The sequence below is a fragment of the Mannheimia indoligenes genome (assembly GCF_036880405.1).
Taxonomy (GTDB): Bacteria; Pseudomonadota; Gammaproteobacteria; order Enterobacterales; family Pasteurellaceae; genus Mannheimia; species Mannheimia indoligenes.
Genome location: NZ_JBAJJM010000007.1, coordinates 115,926 through 139,930 on the forward strand (window position 1 = coordinate 115,926; position 24,005 = coordinate 139,930).

Below are 24,005 nucleotides of genomic sequence, written 5' to 3' on the forward strand. Positions count from 1 at the left end.
CTAATAGGATTTACCAGATTCTATCTGCCCGGAGAACATCCGGGACTTCTACAATTTTTAACTGTTCGGGTTTTAAACCTTTATACTTAACCCAGTATTGGCAAATTTCAAGAGCTTCACCTTGCGTTACTGTACCTCTAGTTTCACTTGCAACTTTCCATTCACGGCGAAATTGGCATTCAAGTACGATATAACGTTTACCATCCATTACTTGGAGTTCATTTCTAAACATAGCTACCTACGACTATTTCGCATTGCATTTAGCCATTCTTGAGCATCAGTTCGGCTTGCGAACATCAACCCTTGCTCGGCTCTACTTTTTGTTTGGCAATCATCAGCATCTTCATAAACCCATTCTTCAATGCTCGTAAAGTCCATATCTCCATCATAACAATCAACGTCATAAACATTGATAGTATAGTAGCGTTTACCAACTTCAAGTTTTATAACAGGGCAAGGTAAATCTAATTGCACTCTTGGGCGTGGTTCTTCCCACAGTACTTGTTCTAAACTAAATGACTCACTCATTATTTACCTCACTAACACCGGTACTTTTACCAATTAAAGCTTCCAACACCTCAACAGCCTCCTCTTTGCTCTCAAACTCCAAATCCAGCCGCCAAACAGAGCTTTTATTAAGGTGTGATTCGGGGTAAATACTATCGGTTAATGGTTTTGGTAATGCTTTAACTTCTGCTGACACATTCGGGTTATAAAGTCCGCCACCTAACATTGCATAACCGGCAATGTCTTGATAATTGTCTTGATGATTTGCTCCCTTATTTAAAATGCGAGAGGCTTTGAATAGCAGCATTTCAACAGATGTTCGTTGTCTCCAGTTGAGTTTTGTTGCGTGTGGATCGCTTACTTCACGGAAACCGCCATAAATCTGTGTGAAAGTGTCATAACTTCCGTGTTGTTGTTCACGTTCATCTAAAATATCTTGGGTTGTTTTCATAGGATGTTTTCCTTTAAAGTTAGCTTACCTTTCTGGTAATCCAAATAATTGCTTGGATACACCACACGAATTGGTAACTAAGCACGTTACAATCATTAATATCAAGTTCATCAAAGATGTCCCATTCATCGGGACTTAGCTCATATAAAAATCGTTCAACCTCAATTTGAGAGCTGAAATCTATACTTTCGATTTTATCTCGCAATTCATCTAGCATTTCTTCTTGAGAGTCATCAAATTCTCTATCTTCCATATAGCTTTTAAATCGTCCCTCAACCATTTCTTGAGCTTGATTTGCGTCAAAAATATGTGTGCGGAAATTTATATCCTCCGCAAGAACTTTGCTTGCCATATAATGCAAACTAAAAGCAGATTGGTTTTTCAGGAAAAATTCATAAGGGCTTAATAAACCACCAAGAACAAAACTTCCCATATCACCAGTGATAATGACTCGGCTTGATTGGTAAATGACAGTAAATGCTAAGTGGCAACCTTCGTTAGGAATTGCCGCCTGAAAAATTTTAGTATCATCATTGTTTTGAATAACGGTAATTTCGTGATTTTTCACGCTATCTAGAAATTTTTCTGAGAACATTGCTATATCCTTTTAATAACCGCTTGTTGAGAACAAGCGGTCAATTTTCATCAAAAACTTACAAGTAAACTTATAAGCTAACTTACAAGCTACTTTTTAATATTGCCGAACTCTGCTGCAATTAACTCAATCAACTGCGATAATTCTTGGGTCATCAGCAAGAAATCCGCATCAAATCGTTGGACGACATCTTCTTTTAAAACATCGTCATTTTGCTCGATAATATTATCCGCAAATTTTAGTCGAGATAGTGTTCCATCTTCATTCAGAATGAAAGACAAGTGGTTTTCTCTTTCAACCGCAAGGCTTACTGCCATTGCACCATGTTCTAAGCAAGTAGTTACCTCTTCGCCTTCGAGATCTTGGCGTTTAAAGATTGCTAGGCTATCTACATCAAACCGCTTTAATTTACCCTCTTCTAATAACATCAACCATTGCGGCGTGCCGTTTACAAGCCAACTTGTCATCACTTCGCTAGGATTACTGTTGTAAGACAGAGGCACAACAGGCAATGAGCCAAGAGATTTTCTAAGCAACGCTAATACATCTTCCGATTTCTTGGCGGAAGATGAATCTACAAAGATAAGTCCTTTTGTTGTATCAATCCAAATAGCGGTATGTGTAAACTTACTAAACGCTCGCAGCAACATTTCTGCCATAACGCTATCTTTAATAGATAATTTTTCAGTTTTTTTGAGTTTACGACCCTCTTTTTCTTCAAGTGCCGCAACTCGAGCTGCTAACTGGCGATTTACTGCGTAAGCCGGTAACACTTTCTCTTCTTTGCAGGCCACAATCAAAATATGACCGTTTATTTCAAATTTTAGCGATTCATTACCGTGCAGCGGTGCTGTCCAGCCAAACTTGGAATAATCTGTGCTTTCGCAAGGTGTGAATCGGCTATTCTCTAAAGCAGTCTCAAGTTTTGAAAAATCAATTTGCGATGTAAGGCGGTATGCCATTAAGTTTTTAAACCAGTACATTTTAAAAGTCCTTGTTATTTAGTAGGAGTTTGGTAATAAAAAAGCCACTTAATTAGTGGCTATAAAACAGAGCTTGGTTTATTTAAAGTAATTGAGATTCTATTCGCATTTTCTTTTAAACATACTAAAGCCTTTTTCATTAAAGCAGGGGACAATTCAAATCTATAAAGATCCGCCCAAGCTTTTAATTTACGTTCTAAATCATAGTCGGTTATTACATTAGACACAGAAAGAAGCTTATATGCTCCATTTCGTTGCATTTTAGGTTTTTGTACCAATTTCAACATTAGGTTTAAAGACTCGTCATATAATAGGTACTGGGCATACCAGAGAACTTCGTTTTTAATAAACGCATCAAATTCAGCTTTCTGATTTTTGTTCATAATTTATACCTAGATGTTTTTGGGTTTATTTTGACAAATTCAAGTTATATGTAATTCAAAACGGAATATCATCATTAAAATCTTGTGATTCAGATTCCGTCATTACTTGGTGATAGGGATTAGCTGGCGGTGGATTGCCTGGCGGTTCGGTCGCCCAATTATTGTTGCTGTTACCACTGTTCGGGCTACCTAGCATTTGTAACTGGTCGGCGATGATTTCGGTTGTCCAGCGGTCTGTGCCGTCTTGAGCTTGCCACTTGCGAGTGCGTAGTTTGCCCTCAACATATACTTGAGAGCCTTTTTTCAGGTATTTGCCGATAATGTCGGCTAAATTCCGAAAGGCGATAATGCTATGCCACTCCGTCGCTTGCTTTTTCTCGCCCGATACTTTATCCGTCCATTCGGTCGAAGTTGCTACGCTGATTTTGGCGGTTGGGTCGCCGTTTGGTAGTGTTCGCAATTCCGGGTCGCTACCTAATCGACCAAGAATGATTACTTTATTAATTCCTGCCATTGTTATTCCTTGTAAAGTGTGATTGGTTTGTCTCTGCCAACGTTGAACCGCTCAATTTTGCGGTTAATCAACATAATGGCGTTTTGGCGGCTGTATTGTGGGTAGGTTTCGTGTTGTAATTTGCCGTCATAGTAAAACTTGGCGACAAATTGTTTGCCGACCTCCACAATTTCCACGCCAGCATCAATTTTTCGTGCCATATTTCCCTCCGCAGTATTGGTTGCCGTTGCTTTCCACTTGCCAAACGCCTTGATTACGTTCACATTTGTAACGTTCCATTTGTATGTAGTCGTCATAGTCCATTCGCCCGACAATGCCTAATATCAAAATTAGCAAGGCAAACGGAGCAAGTTGTTTCATTTTGTTCATAGGATTGTCCTTTGGAGTTAAAAAAAGCCCACGTTTTACGGTGGGCATAAGTGCCTTTCTTTATACTTGTAAGGCTCAAGCCCTCTTGTGTGCGACCACCTCGAGGAGTAAAATGTTTTCTGCGACCACAATTTAATCAAGGAGAACATTATGAAAAAATCAAGTGCAGATACTCTTGCTTTACTTTTCGCAAGGGATATTGTTCGTACACCTAGTTCATCAAATAATTCATCAGTTAATGAATTAAACCGATTCTCAGCAGACGCTATTGCTGATTTTATTGAGGTTCTCTCAAAGAGATTTGAAGCATTGGATGAAACAGTAAATTTACCTATGGTATTTAATGCTTATAAGAATCAATCAGACAGATAGCTTTACAAGCTAATTTCGCTAATTCTTCAGGTGGGTAATCAGTATTTCTTGCCACACTTTCTAAAATAGCCTGTTTGATCCGATTTTTATCGCTACCAGACAGGCTGTTTTCTACGACTTTTAATTCCAAATCTTTAGGGCTTCCTAGTTGTTCATTTAAAATAACAACTTTCGCAATTTCAAAATTTTTATTTTTCATAATTTACCTCTAGTTAAATATTCCAGAACATACTTTCTTAAATACGCTTTGGAATAGTGCGTGTCTGCCCACGCCGTCGCCCGCCCGGCTTTCGCCATTCCGTCGGGTGCTGCTTGTATCCGTACTTACTCAAACTTGAGATAAGCGTGATTGCTTAGGACTGATACCAGTGTTGCCTTTTCAGCTCTCCACACCTTGCGAGTGTGTTGCCTAAACCTTGCCACCTCTTTTTGGCAAGTCGTTCAAATTTGTATGTCAGGGTCTAACCAACCTTGCCGAGTTATAAAGCATTACTTTACAACTGCTCGAGGTTGTTAATATCGTCCGCACAAGCACCGAATTGTTAAAGAGCATTGAGCCTTAGCTCGTTTTGATGCGAACATAATACACTATGTATTTCTATTGTAAATACCAAATGTATTAACCTATTAAAATAAAAATACATTTTGTATTTAAATGATTGATTATAAAAGGAATTTATTTTTATAAAAGTTGTTTAAATGGCTAATTAATAAACAGAATAAAGATGAGGTATTCGTTATTATTGAGTAGGTTACTAATTTGGGGTAAAAGAAAACCGCCACGAGGGCGGTTAGTTGATTAGTGAGGGAGAATAGTAAAGTGTTGATTTAGCTTGCCATAGGCTTTTTCAACAAATTCTACTTTTGTGGAATGATTAAAATCTAATAGGCGATCTATCTGTGGTAAGTGTACATCTAATCGTCTTGCCATTTCTGCTTTGCGTACACCTTGTTTAATCATTTCATTTAAGAGAAATACTTTCATTGATTGCAGCACGGTAAGATTAACCGAATGTTGTCCCTCTTTAATTGGGCTTGGCATTGGTATTTCTCGTCTATCATCAAAATAGAATTCAAGGGCTGTGGCTAAGCCATCTTGTGCTTCTAATAGGGCTTCTTCTAAGTCTTCACCTACGCTTGCCATTTCAGGAATATCAGGGCAAGTAACAAGATATGTGCCGTTATCGTCAGGGGTAATTTCAACTGGGTAGCGTAACATATAAACTCCTAGAAAAGCCCCTCTTTCGAGGGACTTTGTTATTTAAGATCTAAGTCTTTCTTAATCTTATTCACTAAACCTGTACCAATCTCTTTGCTCCCGTGATAAGGAAAAACAGATTGTTTTCCGTTTAGTGTTACCTTTCGATGACTGCCTCGCCTATGGTTTTCAATTTCGCAACCTTGAGCAAGTAAGTACCTCAGGAACTCGCTGTATTTCATAAGATACCTCCTTATCAAAACAGCAAGGAAATAATACAACATTTTTGTTGTAGTTACAACATTTTTGTTGTATTTGTTGATAAGGGAAAAGAAAACCGCCACGAGGGCGGTTTAGAATGCTGATACTTTACTTTGTATGTACAGAACGAATTTCAATTCGTTTAAATTCTGTTTTCTCACCTTTCTGAATAGAATAGAGAGTTATATCAGCCTTAATGCTTTCCTGCTTAGCTAAAACAGTTAGATCTATTGTTTGAGGAATATCAATTTTGACACGCTTTGTAAATAAACCATCAACATAGCCATACCAACCTTTTGTATAGCTATCACGATCTGAAGCTCTGATATGTAGAGTAATGTTATCAAGCGGCAGTTCTTTTTCATCAGATTGAGGCACATATTCAGTTGGTGTCTCTGAGACTAGTTCTGACGGTAATACAACGTTATTACCAGCAAAACTGATATGAGCATTTTGATCATCTTGTTTGGCTGGGCTGATAAATTCAATCGCATTACGAGCGAGAGTATTTTTATTTGTAGGACTGTTTTCTATTGCTTTTTGGAAGGTTTCTACAGGCACGCCGACAGCTCCAGCACTATTTACAATAACATTGTTATAGCTACCGGATACATTAACATTTACTGCATTAGGATTCCCGCCCGATACATAATGCCAAATACCAAAAGCAACTGTACCTGCGATAACGGCTCCAAAGATACCTGTTTTCATCTTATTATTTTTGACAAATTGTTTAAAGGTGTTATCCACATCTTCTTTATTTTCATTGTAGTACTTTACTTCGGCGTGAACCGTTTCAATCATACTACCTTCTTTGATTTCTGACACTTTTAGATCAATGCTGTGAATTTTAACACCTAAAATATCAGAAAGAGCATTTCGAGATTGCTTAGTGAGTTCTTCAAGTGATTCAAGTGATTTGATTAAATCCTTAATACGAATACCACCTGTAGTATTATATTTAATTTGCTCTTCAATAGTAAATGAATACAACTCTTTTTCCATATTTTATTCCTATAACTCGTCCTTTACCCAATAAAATTCAACTATTATTGTTCAAAATCTTCAAACGATATAAAACGAGAGGCTTTCACAATCGCTCCAACAGTATGAACATACCTGACTTCATTATCTTGTAGATTAAATGGAGGGTGATCATTATTGATACTTGAGAAACGATATTCTCCATTACGATGCCAATCAAGCGTTTTTATCATATATTCGTCATTTACAGTACAAACAAGAACATCATCTCCATTAAGAGCAGGAGTATTTGGCTCAAGAACAATGTATTCACCACTTTTTATACGTGGCTCCATTGATGAACCTTTACCTCGTACAGCGTAAGCTTCTGAATCTGAACTATATAGATTGATATATCCGGTGCGTAACTCTTCTAATCTTAAGGTTTCATCTCTTCCCATCATAGCTTCACCAACTACAGGAATAATTCCATTTTTAGGTTTACCTACAATTTCTAACTCTTCTTCATCTAATGTACTTATAAGTCCATCTGAATTTAAGACGACTCTGTCAATTCCGACTACGTTAAGCATTTTGGCGACATCATCAAAATTTGGTGTTCTTCTACCTGTTAACCAATGCCCTATTGAGCCTTGAGTTCTATCTAATGCCTCTGCTAGATCATCTTGCTTTAGATTTTTAGCTGACATCTCTTGACGTATTAATTCATTCCAATGCTTTTTCATATAAGTCTCCGAAAGTGATTACTTAATTATTACGCTTTGTATTAGATTATCAAAATACAAAAAGTATTTGCTTTTTTATCAAATAAATACATAATGTATTTTATGATTTTATTAGAGAATTAGCATATGAATAAAATTGCAAAATTTAGACAACAGATAGGAATTAGCCAATCTAGCTTTGCTTCAGAAATTGGCATTACTCAGGGAGCATTAGGGCATTATGAATCGGGTAGAAGAACCCCATCATTACAAATGGCAAGAAAAATTGTTACGGCTCTTAATGTATTAGGAGCAAACACAAGTATTGATGATGTATTCCCTGAAAACAAGCAATAAAAAACCACCGCTGGAACGGTGGCTTTCATACATAATTCAACACGAAAGGTAATTTCGATGACTCAATTATTAAACATTCCGGCACAAAAAGCAAGCATTACGATGAGTAGTCGTGAGATTGCAGAATTATGCGAAAAAGAACATCGCCACGTTTTAAGAGATATTAGGGCTTATGTTGGTGCTATTATCCAAATGGAGCGAGGAATTAATGTTAAATCTCTTGATTGGAGCGAAAAAGAGGGTGTAGAACTTTTTGGACATACCCCTATTGGCGGAGTTATATGTCGATATGAGGTTAATCCTCAAAATAATCAAAGTTACCCAATCTATTACCTAGATAAATCAGCAACGCTGACAATTATCTCTGGTTACAATATTTTGCTTAGAAAGAAAATCATAGACCGTTGGCAAGAGCTGGAAACGCAAGTGCAGCAATCTTCTAAAACACCTCATATTCCACAAACGTATGCGGAAGCATTGCGTTTGGCGGCAGACCAAGCAGAACAAAATCAGTTATTGCAGTTAGAGAATAAGCAAAAAACCGAAGAGAACAATGCACTGAAATCGTACTTTGAACCTGGTTTAACACCCGCCCAATTTGTGAAAAGCTTAAATGGCGTAAACAGCAACAAGATCAACGATTATTTGCGAACTCGTGGCTGGTTATACAAAGAAAAGCATTGTTGGCGAGTGTGTAGCCAAGTTCGGGATAAGTATCTAACGGAATCATTTAAGAGAATTGAGGTTGATCCTGTAGAGCGTATTGAGATGACTACCTACAAGCCAATTTTGCTTGAGAAAGGTGCGGTTAAGATTTTTGAGGCTTATTTACAAGGTAAATTACCAATGAAAGCTGATTGGAACGGTAAATATTATCACAGTAAGGTGGCGGTATGAGATTTACATCAACAATAAACAACGTCCGCTTAGTGGAGTGGGAAATCAACATCACACAAGGTGCATTGGTCGATTTAATCAATCAAGCCTCTAGTTGGGCGAAAGCGGTAGTGATTGACGGCATAACCTATTACTGGATGTCGTTTAGCAAAGTGTGCGAAGAATTGCCAGCAGTATTTAGCAAAGAAGATACCGTTTACCGCCAATATAAGGTGCTGAAAGAGAAAGGCATTATCGACCACTTCAAAATGGACGGTAAAGATTATGTCCGTCTGACGGAAAAAGGCTGTGAATGGAATAAGTTTGAGCCGATCCGAGAGTCGGAAAAAAATCCGAGTGTCGGAAATCAATCCGAACCAACTCGGAAAAATTTCCGAGAAATCTCGGAAAAAAATCCGACAGATAATAATACTAATTATAAAAATAATAATGATCATACTACCCCCCTTAATCCCCCAACGGGGGAACCTGCCCCAGCTGAAGTTGTGTTGAATTATCTCAATTCGGCTTTGGCAACGTTGGCGGTACAGCTTGGCGAGCGTAAGCCTGTAGGGTATCCGCTCAAGCCGTGGGCAAAAAATATTACTGCTCGCATTCGTGAAAGTTCGGTGGCGGACTGTTGCCAAGTGGTGGATTACCTTGTCGCCAAATGGGGAAGAGTTGATGGATTTCGTGACAATATTTGCCCAAAAACAATTTTCCGAGCCTCAAATTTTGCGGATTATCTGCCTAAATCAAAAGCTTGGGCGAACAACGGCAAACCTGTTTTCGTGAATCGCAAGTGGGTTGCACCGACAGAGCTAGAAAAACGCTTGATTATGCCAACGGTAGAGGAAGTAAAAGCCTTGTTTCATAAATCACTAAGTGGCAATCCGTTTAAGGCATTGGACTTTACCGACAGACGTAATTTGGTGATGTACCACGCTACCATCAGCACCAAAAACAAGCGACCACTTGAGCGTGATTTGCCGATGGTTATCAGCCAAGAAATTAAAAATGCGGTTGAGCGTATCGACCGTTTGAGAGTACCAACATTTTCGTAAGGATTAGACAATGACAGATTTTGATAAAAACACTTACCAAACACCTAATTATGTGCGTAATTGGCTAAATCATCGTTATGCTTGGTTTCATATTGACGGTTGCTCTAACGGACAAAATGCGTTGTACACCTATTGGATTGGTAGAGCGGCAGACGGTTTAGATGATGATAAATTAAGTTGCCAAATTGCCGATGATTTCTTGGCAGACAACTTGCTGGATGTGTTATTAGATCGGGTGGCTGATTGGGGCGAATTACTCCGTATCTTCGTTAATCCGCCATATAGCAATCCACTCCCTTTTGTTCAACGTGCTGCGGAGCTGAAAAAAGCTGGTCATATTGTGGTAATGCTGTTGCCGGCAGACAAATCTACCCGTTGGTATCAGGTTATCCAAGAAAATGCCAGTGAGGTGATTGATATTATTGGCGGTCGCATTAGCTTTATTAACCCACTCACTAATGCAGAGGTTAAAGGCAATAATAAAGGCTCGATGATTGTTGTGCTTGACCCATTTATTGAGGGCATTGTAACTCGTCAGATGCCACTAGATAAAATCAAGGAATGGGGAAGATAAAATGAATTATTGGGAATTATTTATTGGTATTAGTGCGGTGATTGGCGTATTCATTTTTTTACTATGTGTTGGTGTATTTATGCTGCTCGTTAAAGCCTATGATGATACCGAGAAATGGGGGCAATGATGGCGGAAGGTTTACTACTCACTCCCTATTTTCAAACTGAAGTCGGTATTGTGTTTTACCGTGTGCCTAAAGATGTTTCTCCTGCTGCTTTCGGTGAGCGGACATTATTGCAACCGGCACCGACCGATTTAGCGACGGTTAAATCAGGTAAGGTTGCAAATTTTTCGGAAAATTCGACCGCTTGTGAGGAGTTGGCGGCGTTTGCGAAATCAGAAAACGTGAGAGCGGCATTAAATAAGCGTGATAGATATAGCAACGAGTTTCCGTATATGCGATTTGTGAAATCTATTCAGACCTGCCAATGCCGAGATGGCAAATACTGCCACACGGAAAAAGTGCTGGTAGAGAATAAAAATGGTGCGGTAAATCTCTGTTGGCATCACGACAAAATGAGAATGGACGGCGAAATCCCAACAGAAAAACTAGAAGAATTGGCGGACGAAAACTGGGAAAGATTTATCGCTCAACAAATCCGCTTAACTTTACGCAAAACGAAAGTTACCGCCATTGAATTTGCTGATTTAGTGTTGTTTGCGAGTATCAAAGGTCTGCTAAATGAATTAGAGGATAATGCCTTACAGCATTTTTTAGGTTATCCAGCTTTGAATAATAGCGGTGTAAGCCGAGAAAGTAACATCGGCTTTGATGATGTACCGAGTGCGAGAGCCAACCTCAAAAAGTGGACTGAAACGTTAAAACTGAAAGTCGAGCCGGAGCCGTTGGCGGCATTTATGGCAAAACCGAAATTACCGCGGTTCGAGTGGCGGAAGTGGTTACAGTATGTGAAAGCTCAACCTTGCGTATGCTGCGGACAACAAGCGGACGACCCACATCATCTTATCGGCTATGGCGGAGAGATGGGGAGTAAACAGCACGATTTATTCACTCTGCCTCTATGCCGTATTCATCACGATGAATTACATCACAACGTGGCTAAATTTGAGGCGGACTATGGATCTCAATCTGATTTGTTGGTTAAGGTTTTAGATAGAGCCTTAGGTTTGGGAGCATTAGTCATTGATGGTTAATGAAGGTTGGGACGGTTTAGATGGAATTTTTGGGGCTAGAAGATCTTGAGTTTGATAGAGAGGTAGAAAATTGATAAGAGAATACAGAATTACCCCAATGGGTAAACCTAGAATGACACGAAGCGATAAATGGAAACAACGTCCTGAAGTATTGCGTTATCGTGAATTCAAAGATGAAGTAAGGCTTAACAAGGTGTCTTTGCCCGAAAGTGGCTATCACATTACTTTTGTTCTCCCAATGCCTAAAAGTTGGAGTAAGAAGAAAAAAGCAGAAATGGACGGCAAACCACATCAGCAGAAACCTGATAAAGACAACCTAGAAAAAGCATTGCTTGATGCCTTATTTGATGATGACTGCCGAATTTGGGACGGTAGAGTCAGTAAGGTTTGGGGTGAAACAGGAAAAATTATTATCAAGGAGTTAGAGCATGGTGCCTAGAATAATTAAAAATAAATGGTTAGAACCTAAAAAACAAAGATGGATAGAGGAATTACTAAGGTTATGGGGAGCGTGGGAATTTAGTGGGTTAGATTTAGAAAGTCGGGTAAATATGATTTATCGACTGATGAAATCAGCGGAGGGGGAAAAGCAACTTGCCGCTAGAGAGGCTTGCTGTGATGAGTTAGGGCGATTGCTAAATGAGATTTTTACTGTCGTTACTAAAAGAGACGTAATGTTAGCCGACATACTCAAGCAAAAATATTGGTTCGGTCGTTCAGAAAGGCAGATTGCTATTTACTACCAATTAAGAGATAGCGAGGGTAGAAAAGAAAGGCGATGGCAAGAAATTATTCAAGAAAAATGCAAAAAATCCGAAAAAATTATTGCAGATATTCTTGAAAGTAAAATTTTATCAAGCAAATCTTCGTATTATTTAAAAAAACATCAATTTAAGCCTTGATTTTAGTGCGTAACAAGTGTATATTTTGTGCTAATGGTGGACTAAGTATAAGTGATGTTTACCAATGTTAGTTAAAGACGCAGCCTGAAGTAATATTCAGTTCGGAGGAGAATAACTAGAAACGACGTCGAGTATAGTTATTGCAGCGTTTGCGTGGCAGTATGCCGACCGAATTAGTTTAACAGCCCTGAGTAGAAATGCTTGGGGCTTTTTGTTGCCCCGAAATAGAGGGGTGGAGTTATGAAGATGCCGGATAAAGATCCGAATGTATGGCTGATTATCGGAGCTTACATTCAACAAAACTATGATGCCATTGCAGGATTTGTAATGGCTTTTTTTATGTCTATGCTTAGGGCTTGGTTTTTACAGCAACGAAGTACTTATCGTCAGCGATTTCTTGATGGTGCGATTTGTGGAGCATTAACCCTTTCGTGTATGTCGTTATTAACCCATTTTGGTTTTGGTGAAAGTTTATCTACATTTGCAGGCGGCATGATTGGCTTTGTTGGAGCAGAGAAAATCCGTGAGTTTTTATTTGCCTTAATTCGCAAAAAAATTGATGTGAATGATATTTCTTTAAGTAAGAAAAATGATGAATAAGGGTGAAATATGTTAATTAGTGAAAGAAAATTTAAGCAGGTGTTCCCCAATGCTATCGACGGAATCTATGCCGAAATAAGCAAGCACATTGAAAAAGCAGGTTGTAAAACAAAAGAGCAACAAGCAATGTTTTTGGCTCAGTGTGGTGTAGAGTGTGCCGGTTATAAGACCTTTGAAGAGAATTTAAATTACTCTGCTACGGCTTTACTGAGCACGTTCCCGAAATATTTTGCTCAGCATAATGTGGTATTGTATGCGAGAAATAAACAAGCTATTGCCAATCGTGTGTATGCAAATCGTATGGGGAACGGCAATGAACAAAGCGGCGACGGTTGGAAATATCGTGGGCGTGGTTTAATTCAGATTACCGGTAAGGCGAATTATATTGAGTTTGCCAAGTGGGAGGGTTTGCCTAGCTTAGTAACTAGCCCAGACCAAATTACAGCTAATCTTGTTCTTTGTGTACAAGTTGCCGTTTGGTATTGGAAAAGCAGAAACCTAGCAAGTTACGGCAGTGATATTGTGCGAGTAACAAAATTAATTAATGGCGGCACACACGGGCTGACTCAACGCACTGCTTATTACCAAAAGTTAATGGCGGCATAAATGAGTAAACATATTTATCTAATCCCGTTGGTAATGATTTTGGGCTTGTGTGGCTGGATTTGGCAGCAATCAAAACAAATTGATAACTTAAGAGCCGAGAACCACGCACAAGCCCAAACTATCGAACAGCAACAAAAAGCCAATCAACGACTAACGGATAGCTTAGAACAAGAACGACAAGCGGTCGAAAAAAGTCAAAAAATTGCAAATGAGTTGCGAAACAAAGTGGAGATTACGCAAAGTGAGATTAAATCAATACTGGCCCAAGACAGTTGTGCTAAAGCTGATTTGCCTAATGGCGTTGCTGATAGCATTAAGCGGTTGCACAGGCAGAACAATCACAAACACTGAATATTTATATCCGCCAGCGGCTTACCTTGTGCCGTGCGAGCGGACAGAATTTAGCGGCAATACATACGGCGATACGGTTGAGTATCTGATAACAGTTATCGGAGAGCGTGACTTATGTGCTAGTCAGATTGACCGTATCAGAGAGTGGCAAGCACAAACCAAACAAGGTTTTAAATAACTTGGCGGATTAAGCCGCTGATATGTGTATGGGAGCGTAATAGCTCCCTTTTGTCTTACATTACTTAGTTATGCTTTTGATTATATCAAGATCATAACTAAGCAATGTGTTTTATTTATTACATAAGGATTATTTATGATTGTTAAATTGAAATTAGGTGCGGTAGTTGTGCTATCACAAGTTAAACAAGCCACCATCGCATACGCAGGTTCTGAAGGCTATCAAATAGCAATCGAGCAAGCCGAGAAAGGTTTACTTGATGAAGATAAAGGCAAGCCATTTGAAACCGTTCTTCACTTCCCTGCTGTTTATGCGGATGAAGAGGGCAAAGAAGAGCTAAGCCCTGAACAGATCGCAACTACTGTACGCTCAGATAGCGTAAGTGGTGAGCCTGTTGCCGTGGTATTAATTCCCGATGATAACGTGATTGGCGAGCTTCAGTCTATTTTCGTTTATGAAACAGATTATGCGGAAGTGCTTACTGATACAGGCACTACGCTAAGTAAAGTAAAAGCTAAACGTTATCGATAACTTATTATGCCAGCTAGAATCCCCAAAGCCTGTCGCAAGCAAGGCTGCAAGCATACAACAACTGATCCGAGTGGGTATTGTGATACACACAAGGATTGCGGTTGGCAGAGACATCAGCAAGGTAAAACATCATCGCAACGTGGCTACGGCTCACAGTGGCGAAAGCTAAGAGCAATCGTACTAGAGCGTGATAAGTATTTGTGCCAAGCCTGTTTGCAGCGAGGTTTGTATGTATCAGCCTCAACGGTGGATCATATCGTTGCCAAAGCACACGGTGGTACAGATGAATTGAATAACCTACAAAGTTTGTGTTATTCGTGCCACAAAGCCAAAACTGCTCGTGAACGGTTAGTGTAGATGATACAGGGAGGGGGGAGGAAAATCCCTACAGCCTTTTGCCTTGAAAACCGCCCCCTGAACTCAATTTTTACAACCGCAAAATTAAGAATTTAGGGTACACGCCAAATGACAGGAAAAGCCACTACGCCGGGGCGAGGGCGAAAACCCACCCCGACCAAAGTGAAAGAACGTCGAGGCAACCCCGGAAAACGAAAGCTAAATCAGAATGAACCTGAGTTTAGCCCATTTAATGAACACAGCCCACCACCGCCCCAACTTAATGAAGATGGTCAGCGAATGTGGGCTTTCCTTTTGAAAGAATTATTGCCTCAAGGCGTGTTGTTTCAAACAGATCTTGAGGTTGTAGCCAACTATTGCATCGCTTACCAGAACCGAAATTCAGCCTGTAAAGACATTGATAAATACGGCACATTTGTTGAAAACAGCAATGGTGGACTCTCCAAAAACCCTGCCTTTACTGTACTGAATGAGGCTCTAAAACAGATGACAACATTTGGATCTCTGCTTGGACTTGACCCCAGCAGCCGCCAACGTCTAACCGGCAAAGCAGACGAACAAAACATCAACCCATTTGCGGAGTTATTACAATGACGGACAATATCAAAAAAGCGACAAAATACGCCAAAGATGTTGTTATAGGCAAAATTCCTGCCTGTCGATTCATCGTAAAAACCTGCCAACAATTTCTTGATGATCTTGAGCAACAACAAGCGGTCGAATTTCCCTATTATTTTGCGGAAGATAAAGCGGAAAAAGCCTGTAAGTTCATTCAATACCTACCGCATACTAAAGGCGAATGGGCGTTAAAACGCCAAAACATCACGCTTGAACCGTGGCAATTGTTTATTGTAGCGAATGCTTTTGGCTGGCTACGCAAATCAAACAACCTTCGCCGCTATCGTGAAATTTATGTTGAAGTACCACGCAAAAACGGCAAATCGGCAATTTCCGCTGGTGTCGGCTTATATATGTTTTGTATGGACAACGAATTTGGAGCTGAAGTCTATTCAGGTGCAACCACCGAAAAGCAAGCGTGGGAAGTTTTTCGTCCTGCCCGATTGATGTGTAAGAAAACCGATCTACTCTGCTCAACATTCGGTATTGAAGTAAACGCCTCAAATCTCAACCGTCCTTCAGACGGTTCACGCTTTGAACCGCTCATTGGCTCACCGGGTGATGGTGCAAGTCCGAGTTGTGCGATTGTCGATGAATATCACGAACACAAAAATGACGAGCTTTACACCACAATGCTCACAGGTATGGGGGCTAGAAAACAGCCGCTGATGTTTATCATCACTACCGCAGGTTATAACATTGAAGGACCTTGTTATGACAAACGGCGTGAAGTGATTGAAAAACTCAACGGAGCAATCCCAAATGATGAATTGTTTGGCATTATCTACACCATTGATGAAGACGACGACTGGACAGACGAAAGCGTACTCCGCAAAGCGAATCCAAACTTTGACATATCGGTTTATGGCGATTACTTAATCAGCCAACAAAACAAGGCTATCAACAACGCACGGCTAACCAATACTTTCAAAACCAAACACCTGAATGTATGGGTATCGGCTAAAGAGAGCTTTTTCAATATGGTAAGTTGGGAAAACTGTAAAGATGAAAGCCTCAGCCTCAATGATTTCCAAGATGATGAAGTTTATTTAGGGCTAGATATGGCCCGCAAACTCGATATGAACTCGCTAGTAAAAGTGTTCAGCCGAATGATTGATGGCAAACGCCATTATTACTGCATTGCCCCTGAATTCTTTGTGCCAGAAGATACTATTTACAACACCGACACCGCCTTAAAACGTGTCGTCGATAAATATCAAAAATGGGTAAACAGCGGACATTTAACCGCAACAGACGGTGCAGAAGTAGATTATCGAAAAATCGAAGAAGTGATCAAAGAAACCAATCATCAACACAGAGTATCTTGTGTGGCGATTGACCCTCACGGAGCAATAGCGATCAGCCATAACTTAGCGGACGAAGGATTAAACCCGATAACCATTACCCAAAACTACACAAACCTATCCGATCCAATGAAAGAGCTAGAAGCAGCCATCGAAAGCGGACGTTTCCACCACGATGGCAACCCAATTATGACGTGGTGTATGGGTAACGTAGTGGGTAAAACCGTACCGGGTAATGATGATGTGGTACGCCCTATCAAAGAAATTCCCGAAAACAAAATCGACGGAGCCGTCGCTTTAATGATGGCAATCGGTCGCATTATGTTGAACGTGGACGATAACTTTTTCCCTGATGAGGTATTAGAGCTATGAGAAATGTCATTTTAGATTTGTTAGGTTTAACAGGCTTTGGGATTTTGTGTAGCGGTATTTATCTCAAATATGGGCTAGATGTTTCGCTGATCTGTGGCGGAGCCTTGCTCTTGCTGTTAGTGATTTTTGCTTCGAGAGGTAAATAATGATTTTCGATAATTTATTTAATACTCGCTCGTTGGAAAATCCAGCAGTACCGTTGAGTAGCGAATCAGCTTACGAAGAACTGTTTGGTACGCAACCAACTAAGGTCGTTAGCCCTGATTTAGCAATGAAATTGGCGGCGGTTTACGCCTGTGTGTATGTGCTATCAAGCTCACTGGCTCAATTACCGCTACACGTTAAACGCAAAGATGGCGATAAGGTGGAAACTGCAAAAGACCACCCAGCTTATTATTTGCTACACGACAGCCCGAATTTTTGGCAAACGTCCTACAAAATGCGTGAATACGCCCAAAGTGCGGTGTTGCTTTACGGTAACGCCTATATTCACATTGTGCGTAATCATAACGGTACGGTGCAATCGCTTGAATCATTAGAACCGTGGAAAGTGCAATTGCTGAAAAATGGCGGTCGTTACATTTATGCGTATTACGACGATGATAAAACGTTGAGCATTTCGCCTGACGATATGATCCACATTAAATCGCTTGGTCCGTCAATCAAGACAGGCAAATCGGTTATTCAAACCCACGCTGAAACCATTGGATTAGGGCTAGATGCTCGCAAATTTGCCAGCGGTTTCTTTGGCGGAAATGCTCGTCCTGCAGGTATTTTATCGGTAAAAACCCAGCTCAACAGCAGCTCGTGGGAAAACTTCAAAAAAATGTGGCAAGAGGCACAACAAAAGCTCCGTTCTGAAGACAATAAAACCATTTTACTCCCTGCGGAACTGGACTATAGAGCCTTAACGGTTTCACCAGTTGATACCGAATTGCTCTCAATGATGAAGCTCAACCGCTCCGAAGTCGCAGGTATTTTCAATGTACCAGCTCATATGATTAATGACTTAGAAAAAGCGACTTTTTCAAATATTTCGGAACAAACCATTCAATTTATCCGCTATAGCGTAATGCCGTGGGTGGTAAATTGGGAGCAAGAGCTCAACCGCAAAATCTTTACTGCGGCAGAACGTAAAGCAGGCTATTTCGTCAAATTTAACCTTGCGGGCATTATGCGTGGTACTGCAGCTGAACGAGCAACTTTCTACCACAATGCGATTACCGATGGTTGGATGTCTCGTAACGAAGCACGACAACTTGAAGATATGAACCCTGTTGAGGGCTTGGACGAAATGCTCGTCAGCGTGAATGCCGCTCAACAATCTCAACACAACCAACAAAAGGAGAACAGCAATGAGTGATATTGAAAAACGCTCCTATGCTGGCGAAGTACGAGCTGAAAACCGAGAAAACGAGCCAACGCACATTATTGGCTATGGTTCAGTATTCAACTCAAAATCAGAATTACTCTGGGGCTTTCGTGAAATCATTATGCCGGGTGCATTTGATGATGTGCTTGAAGATGATGTACGAGGATTATTTAACCACGATCCGAATTTTATTCTAGGTCGCAGTAAAGCCGGTACATTAAGCCTTTCTGTTGATGAAACAGGCTTAAAATACGACATCATCGCCCCTGATACGCCAACCATTCGTGATTTAGTTATCGCACCGCTAAAACGGGGCGATATTACCCAATCCTCCTTTGCGTTCAAAATTGCTCGTAATGGCGATGATTGGTATGAAAATGACGATGGTATCGTTATCCGTGAAATCCATAAAATTTCACGCTTATATGATGTCAGCCCTGTTACTTATCCAGCTTATCAAGAAGCAAGCAGTACTGCACGCTCTCTTGAAGCGTGGAAAGAAGCAAGAAACTCAGGAGCAATTGCTAAAGCAGTTTCACAAAAAGCCGCACGAGAACGGTTTTTAAGCCTAATCAGTGCATAACTCAATATAGATTTTAGTAATACGAGCCGCATTATTGTGGCTTTTTTCATTTAAGAGGAAATAAAAATGGCTAAATTACACGAGCTACAAGAAAAACGTCGCAATATTGCGGTTCAAATGCGTCAATTAAATGACGAAATCGGCGAAAAAACGTGGACGGATGAACAACGCACCAAGTGGGACTCAATGAAACACGAGCTTGGCGGCGTAGAGGCACAAATTGAGCGTGAAGAATCGTTACGTTCAACTGATGCACTCTTTGTGGAAGAAAAACGTGAAGAGCAAGCGAAAGATCCGGTATTAGATGCGGAAGCCAAACGCTCACAAGTATTTGATTCATTCTTACGCCGTGGTTTGGGCGAATTAACCCAAGAAGAAAAGCAAGTAATGGCTGAACTTCGTGCTCAATCTGTAGGCGTAAACGAACAAGGTGGTTACACCGTACCAAAAGAGTTCCAAGCTCGTATTGTGGAACAGATGAAAGCCTATGGCGGCATTGCGAACGTCAGCCGTATTATTACCACCTCTGACGGTCGCAATATTGAATGGCTAACGGCTGATGCAATAAGTGAAATGGGTGAACTCATTGGCGAAAACCAAGCAGCAACAGAGCAAGACACTAACTTTGGTATTGCAAATTTAGGTTCTCGTAAGCTCACATCTAAAATTATCCGTGTTTCTGGCGAATTATTACAAGATAGTGCCATTGATATTGAAGCCTACCTTGCCTCTCGTATTGCCGAACGTATCGGACGTGCTGAAGCTCACTACCTTGTACGTGGCAATGGCACAGGCTCTCCTGTTGCACAACCAAAAGGTTTAGATGTTAGCGTTACAGGTAAAACCACCACCGCCGCAGCAAATGCAGTAGATTGGAAAGATATCAATGCTTTAATTCACTCTATCGACCCTGCTTATCGTGGTGCAGGTAACACTCGCCTTGCGTTTAATGACAAAACGTTCCGCACATTAAAAGAAATGGTTGATGCTAACAATCGCCCACTATGGTTACCAAGCATTACAGGCGTTGCTCCAGCCTCTATCTTGGGTTATCAATATGTTATCGATCAAGGCATTGAAGATATTGCCAAAGACAAGAAATTTATGTTCTTTGGCGACTTTAACCGCTTTATTGTCCGCCGTGTATCTTATATGACATTAAAACGCTTAGTGGAGCGTTACGCAGAATACGACCAAGTCGGCTTCTTAGCCTTCCATCGTTTCGATTGTGCTTTAGAAGATACCTCAGCCATTAAAGCATTAGTAGGTAAATAATTTATAGTCGGGCTTTATGCCCGACATTCTCAAGGACAATGTAATGAGCATAACACTTGAAGAAGTCAAACAACAATGCCGTATAGAACACGACCTAGAAGATGATCTGCTCAATGGCTATCTGCTTTCCGCTCGAAAAACGATTGAAAATCTAACTAACCGCAAGCTTGTTGATGAACTCCCTGAAAATCCCCCTCCAAATGCGTTATTGCTGACGGAAGATTTAAAACTGGCGGTGTTAATGCTCACCGCTTATTTATATGAAAATCGGAGTGGTTGGAATGAGGCTAATAACTCCCCTAATTTTGCTATTCCGCCAACGGTTGAAATCATTATTCAATCCTATAAATTCATCACACTCTAACAAGCGGTCAAATTTTCCGAAAAATTTACATAAGGAAAGGTATGAACATCGGCAAACTTCGTCATCGTATTATTATCCAAACGCAACACCACCGCCCAAGCGGATATGGTGCAGTCGTTGCCGAATGGCACGATCTACACACCGTTTGGGCGGAAGTAAAACCGATTTCGGGGCGAGAGCTACTCTTAGCAAATCAAATTCACGCAGAGGCAACAACGCAGATTTGGTTACGCTATCTGCCAAATATTGATCACACAATGCGAGTTAAATTTGGCGAACGCCACTTCGAGATTGTGGCAATCCAAAATTGGCGGGAACTCAATCGAAGTCTCTTGCTGCATTGTAAGGAGCTAACCAATGGCAACGCTCAACGTTAAGATTGAGGGCTTAAAAGAGCTTGGTCAAAAAATGCAATCGTTAGGTAAAAAAACCTCAAACCGCATTGCGGTAAAAGCAATGCGACAAGGTGGGGCGATTGTACGAGATACCGCACGAGCCAAAGCTCCTGTATTGCAAGAAAACGTACCACATCGTAAAAAAGGTACATTGAAAAAAGCCATCACTACCCGAACCAAAATCAAAAATGGCAAAGCTGAAACGATTGTCTGGGTTAAGAAATTAACAGACAAACAGATTAGCCGTTTTAAAGGGGAAAGCGGCAGAGGCGGAGCTTACAACCCTAACGATCCGTACTATTGGCGGTTTGTTGAGTTCGGCACAAGTAAAATGGCGGCAAAACCTTTTATGCGGCCCGCTTTTGAACAAAGCAAACAGCAAGCAGCTAAAGCCATTGCCGATACGCTCCGCACCGAAATCCACAAGGAGGTAACTTCTTGATTCAAAATGAACTCTACTCTGCCCTGGAATCGCTTGTTTCAGGGCGTTGTTTTTATGAAGTTATTCCTGAAACCAACACGGAATACCCTGTGATTGTGTATCAATTTCCTAACATCTCGCCTAATTCCGCCCTAATTGATAGCGAAATGGACGATTACACAGTGCAAATCGATATTTACAGTCGCAACCCTGATGATATTTTCCGACTGCGTAAACAAGTTATTGAGGCCGTCGAAAATGCTTTTAATTTTGCCGAACGAGTATCCGATTTCAGCGATTACGAAGCTGAAACCAAACTCCATCGGCGAATGTTTACTTATCAAATAGCTTATGAGGACTAAACTATGGCTAAAACCACCCCATTTAAAGGTACAAAATTTCGCATTGGTGTAGGCAAGGAAGGGCAAAAAGCGATTACCGCAATTAACCTCAACACTGCCACACTTACAATTGCCACATCGGGCTATCAAAAAGGCGATGCAATTGAATTAACAGGCTGCGGGCAACTTGACGGCGTTTACCCTGTTTTATCGGTAACAGGCGATCAAGTAAAACTCTGTGAAGAAGTGAATTGGGAAGGTAAAGACTTACCAAGTAGCTACACACAAGCAAAAGCCGCACGAGTGCAATTCTCAGCTCAATTCTGTGCGATCAAAAACATTGAAAAATCTGATGATACTCTGAGTACCGAAGATGTCACAACGGTTTGCTCGGAAGGCACGGAAACCGAACCGGGTGAAATTGAGTTCGGCTCAATCAAACTAAGTTTCTTCCACGCACCAAGCACCGAAATGCAAAAACGCCTGCGTAAATTATTCTACGACAAAGCCACCTTCCCATATAAGTTGGAATTACCTCTTGATAACGGCACAACCTACGGACAAGCCTTTATTGAATCGGGTAACGGCTTTAGCGGCGAAGTAAAAGGCAAATATGAAGGCTCAGTATCACTTAAACCTGCCGGACGTGATTATCTCATTGTGTAATTGCAAAATATTACTCCAATTCGACCGCTTGTAATGCTGCAAGCGGTCTTTTTTATCCCAAATTTTACAAAAGGAACGTACAATGACCCTCCGTGAAAAACTCCTAGCCAACAAACCTAAATTACAACCTATCGAAATCAATGGTGATACCTACTACCTGCGTGAAGCCACCGTTGGCGATATGAACAAGCAGATTTTTGAAACTCGTAGCTGGTTAATCCAACAAGCAGAAAAAGAAAATTATGCGTTACCGGCAGAAGATGATGAAACCTTTGAAGAAGCTCTAAATCGTTTTGGCGAAAAATACCGCTTAGCACAATCTGTTGCTTACCGTTTATGCGATGAAAATGGTGCATTATTGTTTAATCCTCTCGACATTAACGATCTGAATGCCATTGCGGAATTAGACAGCACAGTCATCATCGAATTTAACCAAGCTGTTTCGCCCCCAAAAACCTCAGCGAGCGAAGAAAGTTCCAGCTAACGCTTTCGCTCGCACTGGGGAAAACGCTTGAAGAAATCGAACAAATGCCCGAACACCACTTTGCCGAATATCAACTTTTCTACCAAGAACAGCCGTTCGGCTTATGGCGTGAAGACTACCGCACCGCACAACTTGCTCACTTAACTGCAATGGTAAACCGTGATCCGAAAGGTAAAGCACCGGAATTGGCGGAATTTATGCCGTTTTTCAACCGTAATGATGAGCAAGAAACGGAAGATGATGGCGTGGCGGAGTATTTGGCAAAAAGGTAAATACCTCTTGTATTTCTCAGCAATACAATTTAAAATCAAATTGTATAACGATGAAGTACAAGAGAATTTGAATGGAACAGATAAATATTGACGATGCATTTAGTTTTAGAATGAATAGCCAAATTAAACAAAAGGCATTTGAGGTTATTAGAAGTTATGGACTAACTCCATCACAAGTTCTAAATATGCTTTTGATTGAGATTGCAACAACAAAGACCATTCCATTAAGCCTTAATTATCAAGCTGAAACTAGTGAGGAAAATAACTTAGGAGCTAAACCATAGTTGATATAGTTAAGAGGAAACAGAAGGAGGTTGTATATGATAAAAATTTTTTTAGCATTATCCGAAATGGTCAATTTTGCTTTTTCGCTAATTAGTGCATTGATTATTATTACCCTAGCTATCGCAGGGGTCTATTTCATTACACCTGCAAATACACCTGATGTTCCTTGGGCTGCAATCTTTTGGTTTTCCATTGGCGTAATGTTATTAGCACTTCATTTTTGGACAAAGTATGAAAGAAAAAGTGAAGTGGATAAACAAGCAGATAGATGGTTTGAAGAGCAAGCAAGATTGGATCAAATTAAATTTCAGAAGTGGCGAGAAGAACAAGATAAATCTTCTTAAACATTGACTAGTATATCGGCCGTTAGGGTTAAACCTA

Annotated in this window: 44 protein-coding genes; 30 read left to right on the forward strand and 14 right to left on the reverse strand. The window is 40.5% G+C overall.

Translation table 11 applies throughout. The features are described from left to right. Nucleotides 1-10 precede the first annotated feature (10 nt). The 9 genes from V6W77_RS05585 to V6W77_RS05625 form a co-directional block, all read right to left on the reverse strand. Entirely contained in the window at nt 11-232 is a 222-nt protein-coding gene (locus V6W77_RS05585) for a hypothetical protein (RefSeq protein ID WP_334229163.1), read from the reverse strand. A gap of 2 nt (nt 233-234) precedes the next feature. Beyond that, entirely contained in the window at nt 235-528 is a 294-nt protein-coding gene (locus tag V6W77_RS05590) for a hypothetical protein (protein ID WP_334229162.1), read from the reverse strand. Next, on the reverse strand, nt 521-958 hold the full coding sequence (locus V6W77_RS05595) for a DUF6378 domain-containing protein (protein WP_334254039.1): 438 nt from the start codon (nt 956-958) through the stop codon (nt 521-523). The genes V6W77_RS05590 and V6W77_RS05595 overlap by 8 nt, the downstream gene beginning before the upstream one ends. Before the next feature lie 19 nt (nt 959-977). After that, nucleotides 978-1,553, reverse strand: coding sequence for a hypothetical protein (locus V6W77_RS05600; RefSeq protein WP_334254040.1), 576 nt, complete (start codon nt 1,551-1,553; stop codon nt 978-980). A gap of 89 nt (nt 1,554-1,642) precedes the next feature. Further along, nucleotides 1,643-2,536, reverse strand: a complete 894-nt coding sequence (rdgC, locus tag V6W77_RS05605) for a recombination-associated protein RdgC (protein ID WP_334254041.1) — start codon at nt 2,534-2,536, stop codon at nt 1,643-1,645. A gap of 59 nt (nt 2,537-2,595) precedes the next feature. After that, complete coding sequence (locus V6W77_RS05610; RefSeq protein ID WP_334254042.1) at nt 2,596-2,919, reverse strand: hypothetical protein; 324 nt, start codon at nt 2,917-2,919, stop codon at nt 2,596-2,598. A 55-nt stretch (nt 2,920-2,974) separates the two neighbouring features. Beyond that, complete coding sequence (ssb, locus tag V6W77_RS05615) at nt 2,975-3,433, reverse strand: single-stranded DNA-binding protein (RefSeq protein WP_283385772.1); 459 nt, start codon at nt 3,431-3,433, stop codon at nt 2,975-2,977. Between the two features lie 2 nt (nt 3,434-3,435). Further along, nucleotides 3,436-3,633, reverse strand: coding sequence for a hypothetical protein (locus V6W77_RS05620; RefSeq protein ID WP_283385771.1), 198 nt, complete (start codon nt 3,631-3,633; stop codon nt 3,436-3,438). Continuing rightward, nucleotides 3,617-3,802 carry a hypothetical protein gene (locus V6W77_RS05625; RefSeq protein ID WP_334254043.1) on the reverse strand — a complete coding sequence of 62 codons (186 nt, stop codon included), beginning with the start codon at nt 3,800-3,802 and terminating at the stop codon, nt 3,617-3,619. Before V6W77_RS05625 ends, V6W77_RS05620 begins: the two co-directional genes overlap by 17 nt. Nucleotides 3,803-3,952: 150 nt before the next feature. On the opposite strand from V6W77_RS05625, the gene V6W77_RS05630 reads away from it, so the two are divergent. Beyond that, nucleotides 3,953-4,174 (forward strand): hypothetical protein, encoded by a 222-nt coding sequence (locus V6W77_RS05630; protein ID WP_334254044.1) that lies wholly within the window; start codon nt 3,953-3,955, stop codon nt 4,172-4,174. Here V6W77_RS05630 and V6W77_RS05635 read toward each other — a convergent pair. The 5 genes from V6W77_RS05635 to V6W77_RS05655 all read right to left on the reverse strand — a co-directional run bounded on the left by V6W77_RS05635 (nt 4,143) and on the right by V6W77_RS05655 (nt 7,342). Next, complete coding sequence (locus V6W77_RS05635) at nt 4,143-4,373, reverse strand: hypothetical protein (protein ID WP_334254045.1); 231 nt, start codon at nt 4,371-4,373, stop codon at nt 4,143-4,145. The two genes, V6W77_RS05630 and V6W77_RS05635, sit on opposite strands and share 32 nt — an antisense overlap. Before the next feature lie 600 nt (nt 4,374-4,973). After that, on the reverse strand, nt 4,974-5,393 hold the full coding sequence (locus V6W77_RS05640; RefSeq protein ID WP_334254046.1) for a type II toxin-antitoxin system HicB family antitoxin: 420 nt from the start codon (nt 5,391-5,393) through the stop codon (nt 4,974-4,976). A 38-nt stretch (nt 5,394-5,431) separates the two neighbouring features. Continuing rightward, nucleotides 5,432-5,656 (reverse strand): type II toxin-antitoxin system HicA family toxin, encoded by a 225-nt coding sequence (locus V6W77_RS05645; protein ID WP_318004554.1) that lies wholly within the window; start codon nt 5,654-5,656, stop codon nt 5,432-5,434. A gap of 85 nt (nt 5,657-5,741) precedes the next feature. Next, nucleotides 5,742-6,638, reverse strand: coding sequence for a hypothetical protein (locus V6W77_RS05650; RefSeq protein WP_334254047.1), 897 nt, complete (start codon nt 6,636-6,638; stop codon nt 5,742-5,744). 44 nt (nt 6,639-6,682) lie between these two features. Further along, complete coding sequence (locus V6W77_RS05655) at nt 6,683-7,342, reverse strand: LexA family transcriptional regulator (RefSeq protein ID WP_334254048.1); 660 nt, start codon at nt 7,340-7,342, stop codon at nt 6,683-6,685. Between the two features lie 126 nt (nt 7,343-7,468). Between V6W77_RS05655 and V6W77_RS05660 the strand changes: the two genes are divergently transcribed. From V6W77_RS05660 to V6W77_RS05795, 29 genes are all read left to right on the forward strand, one after another. Next, the gene (locus V6W77_RS05660; protein ID WP_334254049.1) at nt 7,469-7,678 is read left to right on the forward strand and encodes a helix-turn-helix transcriptional regulator; all 210 of its coding nucleotides are present in this window, start codon (nt 7,469-7,471) and stop codon (nt 7,676-7,678) included. A 57-nt stretch (nt 7,679-7,735) separates the two neighbouring features. After that, nucleotides 7,736-8,575, forward strand: a complete 840-nt coding sequence (locus tag V6W77_RS05665; RefSeq protein WP_334254050.1) for a Rha family transcriptional regulator — start codon at nt 7,736-7,738, stop codon at nt 8,573-8,575. Beyond that, a complete protein-coding gene (locus V6W77_RS05670) occupies nt 8,572-9,618 on the forward strand; it encodes a conserved phage C-terminal domain-containing protein (protein ID WP_334254051.1) in 1,047 nt (348 codons plus the stop codon). The genes V6W77_RS05665 and V6W77_RS05670 overlap by 4 nt, the downstream gene beginning before the upstream one ends. A gap of 10 nt (nt 9,619-9,628) precedes the next feature. After that, entirely contained in the window at nt 9,629-10,192 is a 564-nt protein-coding gene (locus V6W77_RS05675; RefSeq protein ID WP_334254052.1) for a DNA N-6-adenine-methyltransferase, read from the forward strand. A 1-nt stretch (nt 10,193) separates the two neighbouring features. After that, nucleotides 10,194-10,319 (forward strand): hypothetical protein, encoded by a 126-nt coding sequence (locus tag V6W77_RS05680; RefSeq protein WP_015484691.1) that lies wholly within the window; start codon nt 10,194-10,196, stop codon nt 10,317-10,319. Then, nucleotides 10,316-11,347: a DUF968 domain-containing protein gene (locus V6W77_RS05685; protein WP_334254053.1), complete on the forward strand. Its 1,032-nt coding sequence runs from the start codon at nt 10,316-10,318 to the stop codon at nt 11,345-11,347. Before V6W77_RS05680 ends, V6W77_RS05685 begins: the two co-directional genes overlap by 4 nt. A gap of 70 nt (nt 11,348-11,417) precedes the next feature. Continuing rightward, entirely contained in the window at nt 11,418-11,786 is a 369-nt protein-coding gene (locus tag V6W77_RS05690; protein WP_334254054.1) for a RusA family crossover junction endodeoxyribonuclease, read from the forward strand. Beyond that, nucleotides 11,776-12,249 carry an antiterminator Q family protein gene (locus V6W77_RS05695; protein ID WP_334254055.1) on the forward strand — a complete coding sequence of 158 codons (474 nt, stop codon included), beginning with the start codon at nt 11,776-11,778 and terminating at the stop codon, nt 12,247-12,249. Before V6W77_RS05690 ends, V6W77_RS05695 begins: the two co-directional genes overlap by 11 nt. A 240-nt stretch (nt 12,250-12,489) precedes the next feature. After that, complete coding sequence (locus V6W77_RS05700; RefSeq protein WP_334254056.1) at nt 12,490-12,849, forward strand: phage holin, lambda family; 360 nt, start codon at nt 12,490-12,492, stop codon at nt 12,847-12,849. Nucleotides 12,850-12,858: 9 nt separating this feature from the next. Then, the gene (locus tag V6W77_RS05705; RefSeq protein WP_334254057.1) at nt 12,859-13,455 is read left to right on the forward strand and encodes a glycoside hydrolase family 19 protein; all 597 of its coding nucleotides are present in this window, start codon (nt 12,859-12,861) and stop codon (nt 13,453-13,455) included. Next, nucleotides 13,456-13,806 carry a DUF2570 domain-containing protein gene (locus tag V6W77_RS05710; RefSeq protein WP_334254058.1) on the forward strand — a complete coding sequence of 117 codons (351 nt, stop codon included), beginning with the start codon at nt 13,456-13,458 and terminating at the stop codon, nt 13,804-13,806. Further along, on the forward strand, nt 13,751-13,984 hold the full coding sequence (lysC, locus tag V6W77_RS11025; protein ID WP_428981776.1) for an Rz1-like lysis system protein LysC: 234 nt from the start codon (nt 13,751-13,753) through the stop codon (nt 13,982-13,984). The genes V6W77_RS05710 and lysC overlap by 56 nt, the downstream gene beginning before the upstream one ends. Before the next feature lie 135 nt (nt 13,985-14,119). Then, nucleotides 14,120-14,515 carry a hypothetical protein gene (locus V6W77_RS05715; protein WP_334254059.1) on the forward strand — a complete coding sequence of 132 codons (396 nt, stop codon included), beginning with the start codon at nt 14,120-14,122 and terminating at the stop codon, nt 14,513-14,515. Nucleotides 14,516-14,521: 6 nt separating this feature from the next. After that, nucleotides 14,522-14,872, forward strand: coding sequence for an HNH endonuclease (locus tag V6W77_RS05720; protein ID WP_334254060.1), 351 nt, complete (start codon nt 14,522-14,524; stop codon nt 14,870-14,872). A gap of 108 nt (nt 14,873-14,980) precedes the next feature. Then, nucleotides 14,981-15,466, forward strand: a complete 486-nt coding sequence (locus tag V6W77_RS05725) for a phage terminase small subunit P27 family (protein WP_006252750.1) — start codon at nt 14,981-14,983, stop codon at nt 15,464-15,466. Then, on the forward strand, nt 15,463-17,166 hold the full coding sequence (locus V6W77_RS05730) for a terminase large subunit (protein WP_334254061.1): 1,704 nt from the start codon (nt 15,463-15,465) through the stop codon (nt 17,164-17,166). Before V6W77_RS05725 ends, V6W77_RS05730 begins: the two co-directional genes overlap by 4 nt. Then, a complete protein-coding gene (locus V6W77_RS05735; RefSeq protein ID WP_334254062.1) occupies nt 17,163-17,312 on the forward strand; it encodes a hypothetical protein in 150 nt (49 codons plus the stop codon). Before V6W77_RS05730 ends, V6W77_RS05735 begins: the two co-directional genes overlap by 4 nt. Then, a complete protein-coding gene (locus tag V6W77_RS05740; RefSeq protein WP_334254063.1) occupies nt 17,312-18,529 on the forward strand; it encodes a phage portal protein in 1,218 nt (405 codons plus the stop codon). Before V6W77_RS05735 ends, V6W77_RS05740 begins: the two co-directional genes overlap by 1 nt. Further along, a complete protein-coding gene (locus V6W77_RS05745; RefSeq protein ID WP_334254064.1) occupies nt 18,522-19,121 on the forward strand; it encodes an HK97 family phage prohead protease in 600 nt (199 codons plus the stop codon). Before V6W77_RS05740 ends, V6W77_RS05745 begins: the two co-directional genes overlap by 8 nt. A 66-nt stretch (nt 19,122-19,187) precedes the next feature. Then, nucleotides 19,188-20,396 (forward strand): phage major capsid protein, encoded by a 1,209-nt coding sequence (locus tag V6W77_RS05750; protein ID WP_334254065.1) that lies wholly within the window; start codon nt 19,188-19,190, stop codon nt 20,394-20,396. A 43-nt stretch (nt 20,397-20,439) separates the two neighbouring features. Further along, a complete protein-coding gene (locus V6W77_RS05755) occupies nt 20,440-20,760 on the forward strand; it encodes a head-tail connector protein (protein WP_334254066.1) in 321 nt (106 codons plus the stop codon). 41 nt (nt 20,761-20,801) lie between these two features. After that, nucleotides 20,802-21,137, forward strand: coding sequence for a phage head closure protein (locus tag V6W77_RS05760; RefSeq protein WP_334254067.1), 336 nt, complete (start codon nt 20,802-20,804; stop codon nt 21,135-21,137). Further along, nucleotides 21,118-21,597, forward strand: a complete 480-nt coding sequence (locus tag V6W77_RS05765; protein WP_334254068.1) for an HK97-gp10 family putative phage morphogenesis protein — start codon at nt 21,118-21,120, stop codon at nt 21,595-21,597. The genes V6W77_RS05760 and V6W77_RS05765 overlap by 20 nt, the downstream gene beginning before the upstream one ends. Further along, entirely contained in the window at nt 21,594-21,938 is a 345-nt protein-coding gene (locus V6W77_RS05770; protein ID WP_334254069.1) for a DUF3168 domain-containing protein, read from the forward strand. Before V6W77_RS05765 ends, V6W77_RS05770 begins: the two co-directional genes overlap by 4 nt. A gap of 3 nt (nt 21,939-21,941) precedes the next feature. Then, nucleotides 21,942-22,583: a phage tail protein gene (locus V6W77_RS05775; RefSeq protein ID WP_334254070.1), complete on the forward strand. Its 642-nt coding sequence runs from the start codon at nt 21,942-21,944 to the stop codon at nt 22,581-22,583. Between the two features lie 82 nt (nt 22,584-22,665). Continuing rightward, nucleotides 22,666-23,067, forward strand: coding sequence for a hypothetical protein (locus tag V6W77_RS05780; protein ID WP_334254071.1), 402 nt, complete (start codon nt 22,666-22,668; stop codon nt 23,065-23,067). Between the two features lie 44 nt (nt 23,068-23,111). Then, nucleotides 23,112-23,339 (forward strand): phage tail assembly protein T, encoded by a 228-nt coding sequence (locus V6W77_RS05785; protein WP_334254072.1) that lies wholly within the window; start codon nt 23,112-23,114, stop codon nt 23,337-23,339. Nucleotides 23,340-23,410: 71 nt separating this feature from the next. Then, nucleotides 23,411-23,623, forward strand: coding sequence for a type II toxin-antitoxin system RelB/DinJ family antitoxin (locus tag V6W77_RS05790; RefSeq protein WP_428981777.1), 213 nt, complete (start codon nt 23,411-23,413; stop codon nt 23,621-23,623). Between the two features lie 36 nt (nt 23,624-23,659). Beyond that, nucleotides 23,660-23,968, forward strand: a complete 309-nt coding sequence (locus V6W77_RS05795; RefSeq protein WP_334254073.1) for a hypothetical protein — start codon at nt 23,660-23,662, stop codon at nt 23,966-23,968. The last annotated feature ends 37 nt before the right edge of the window (nt 23,969-24,005 follow it).

Excerpts from the sequence above, each read along its gene's own strand:
- V6W77_RS05765 (WP_334254068.1), top strand. The coding sequence starts at position 21,118 with ATGGCAACGCTCAACGTTAAGATTGAGGGCTTAAAAGAGCTTGGTCAA.
- V6W77_RS05675 (WP_334254052.1), top strand. The coding sequence starts at position 9,629 with ATGACAGATTTTGATAAAAACACTTACCAAACACCTAATTATGTGCGT.
- V6W77_RS05795 (WP_334254073.1), top strand. The coding sequence starts at position 23,660 with ATGATAAAAATTTTTTTAGCATTATCCGAAATGGTCAATTTTGCTTTT.
- V6W77_RS05590 (WP_334229162.1), bottom strand. The coding sequence starts at position 528 with ATGAGTGAGTCATTTAGTTTAGAACAAGTACTGTGGGAAGAACCACGC.
- V6W77_RS05735 (WP_334254062.1), top strand. The coding sequence starts at position 17,163 with ATGAGAAATGTCATTTTAGATTTGTTAGGTTTAACAGGCTTTGGGATT.
- V6W77_RS05755 (WP_334254066.1), top strand. The coding sequence starts at position 20,440 with ATGAGCATAACACTTGAAGAAGTCAAACAACAATGCCGTATAGAACAC.
- V6W77_RS05700 (WP_334254056.1), top strand. The coding sequence starts at position 12,490 with ATGAAGATGCCGGATAAAGATCCGAATGTATGGCTGATTATCGGAGCT.
- V6W77_RS05715 (WP_334254059.1), top strand. The coding sequence starts at position 14,120 with ATGATTGTTAAATTGAAATTAGGTGCGGTAGTTGTGCTATCACAAGTT.
- V6W77_RS05665 (WP_334254050.1), top strand. The coding sequence starts at position 7,736 with ATGACTCAATTATTAAACATTCCGGCACAAAAAGCAAGCATTACGATG.
- V6W77_RS05595 (WP_334254039.1), bottom strand. The coding sequence starts at position 958 with ATGAAAACAACCCAAGATATTTTAGATGAACGTGAACAACAACACGGA.
- V6W77_RS05710 (WP_334254058.1), top strand. The coding sequence starts at position 13,456 with ATGAGTAAACATATTTATCTAATCCCGTTGGTAATGATTTTGGGCTTG.
- V6W77_RS05685 (WP_334254053.1), top strand. The coding sequence starts at position 10,316 with ATGATGGCGGAAGGTTTACTACTCACTCCCTATTTTCAAACTGAAGTC.
- V6W77_RS05640 (WP_334254046.1), bottom strand. The coding sequence starts at position 5,393 with ATGTTACGCTACCCAGTTGAAATTACCCCTGACGATAACGGCACATAT.
- V6W77_RS05785 (WP_334254072.1), top strand. The coding sequence starts at position 23,112 with ATGCCCGAACACCACTTTGCCGAATATCAACTTTTCTACCAAGAACAG.
- ssb (WP_283385772.1), bottom strand. The coding sequence starts at position 3,433 with ATGGCAGGAATTAATAAAGTAATCATTCTTGGTCGATTAGGTAGCGAC.
- rdgC (WP_334254041.1), bottom strand. The coding sequence starts at position 2,536 with ATGTACTGGTTTAAAAACTTAATGGCATACCGCCTTACATCGCAAATT.
- V6W77_RS05600 (WP_334254040.1), bottom strand. The coding sequence starts at position 1,553 with ATGTTCTCAGAAAAATTTCTAGATAGCGTGAAAAATCACGAAATTACC.
- V6W77_RS05750 (WP_334254065.1), top strand. The coding sequence starts at position 19,188 with ATGGCTAAATTACACGAGCTACAAGAAAAACGTCGCAATATTGCGGTT.
- V6W77_RS05610 (WP_334254042.1), bottom strand. The coding sequence starts at position 2,919 with ATGAACAAAAATCAGAAAGCTGAATTTGATGCGTTTATTAAAAACGAA.
- V6W77_RS05635 (WP_334254045.1), bottom strand. The coding sequence starts at position 4,373 with ATGAAAAATAAAAATTTTGAAATTGCGAAAGTTGTTATTTTAAATGAA.
- V6W77_RS05720 (WP_334254060.1), top strand. The coding sequence starts at position 14,522 with ATGCCAGCTAGAATCCCCAAAGCCTGTCGCAAGCAAGGCTGCAAGCAT.
- V6W77_RS05585 (WP_334229163.1), bottom strand. The coding sequence starts at position 232 with ATGTTTAGAAATGAACTCCAAGTAATGGATGGTAAACGTTATATCGTA.
- V6W77_RS05630 (WP_334254044.1), top strand. The coding sequence starts at position 3,953 with ATGAAAAAATCAAGTGCAGATACTCTTGCTTTACTTTTCGCAAGGGAT.
- V6W77_RS05620 (WP_283385771.1), bottom strand. The coding sequence starts at position 3,633 with ATGGCACGAAAAATTGATGCTGGCGTGGAAATTGTGGAGGTCGGCAAA.
- V6W77_RS05625 (WP_334254043.1), bottom strand. The coding sequence starts at position 3,802 with ATGAACAAAATGAAACAACTTGCTCCGTTTGCCTTGCTAATTTTGATA.
- V6W77_RS05730 (WP_334254061.1), top strand. The coding sequence starts at position 15,463 with ATGACGGACAATATCAAAAAAGCGACAAAATACGCCAAAGATGTTGTT.
- V6W77_RS05745 (WP_334254064.1), top strand. The coding sequence starts at position 18,522 with ATGAGTGATATTGAAAAACGCTCCTATGCTGGCGAAGTACGAGCTGAA.
- V6W77_RS05670 (WP_334254051.1), top strand. The coding sequence starts at position 8,572 with ATGAGATTTACATCAACAATAAACAACGTCCGCTTAGTGGAGTGGGAA.
- V6W77_RS05655 (WP_334254048.1), bottom strand. The coding sequence starts at position 7,342 with ATGAAAAAGCATTGGAATGAATTAATACGTCAAGAGATGTCAGCTAAA.
- V6W77_RS05705 (WP_334254057.1), top strand. The coding sequence starts at position 12,859 with ATGTTAATTAGTGAAAGAAAATTTAAGCAGGTGTTCCCCAATGCTATC.
- V6W77_RS05760 (WP_334254067.1), top strand. The coding sequence starts at position 20,802 with ATGAACATCGGCAAACTTCGTCATCGTATTATTATCCAAACGCAACAC.
- V6W77_RS05660 (WP_334254049.1), top strand. The coding sequence starts at position 7,469 with ATGAATAAAATTGCAAAATTTAGACAACAGATAGGAATTAGCCAATCT.
- V6W77_RS05645 (WP_318004554.1), bottom strand. The coding sequence starts at position 5,656 with ATGTTGTATTATTTCCTTGCTGTTTTGATAAGGAGGTATCTTATGAAA.
- lysC (WP_428981776.1), top strand. The coding sequence starts at position 13,751 with ATGGCGTTGCTGATAGCATTAAGCGGTTGCACAGGCAGAACAATCACA.
- V6W77_RS05775 (WP_334254070.1), top strand. The coding sequence starts at position 21,942 with ATGGCTAAAACCACCCCATTTAAAGGTACAAAATTTCGCATTGGTGTA.
- V6W77_RS05780 (WP_334254071.1), top strand. The coding sequence starts at position 22,666 with ATGACCCTCCGTGAAAAACTCCTAGCCAACAAACCTAAATTACAACCT.
- V6W77_RS05790 (WP_428981777.1), top strand. The coding sequence starts at position 23,411 with ATGGAACAGATAAATATTGACGATGCATTTAGTTTTAGAATGAATAGC.
- V6W77_RS05725 (WP_006252750.1), top strand. The coding sequence starts at position 14,981 with ATGACAGGAAAAGCCACTACGCCGGGGCGAGGGCGAAAACCCACCCCG.
- V6W77_RS05650 (WP_334254047.1), bottom strand. The coding sequence starts at position 6,638 with ATGGAAAAAGAGTTGTATTCATTTACTATTGAAGAGCAAATTAAATAT.
- V6W77_RS05680 (WP_015484691.1), top strand. The coding sequence starts at position 10,194 with ATGAATTATTGGGAATTATTTATTGGTATTAGTGCGGTGATTGGCGTA.
- V6W77_RS05740 (WP_334254063.1), top strand. The coding sequence starts at position 17,312 with ATGATTTTCGATAATTTATTTAATACTCGCTCGTTGGAAAATCCAGCA.
- V6W77_RS05695 (WP_334254055.1), top strand. The coding sequence starts at position 11,776 with ATGGTGCCTAGAATAATTAAAAATAAATGGTTAGAACCTAAAAAACAA.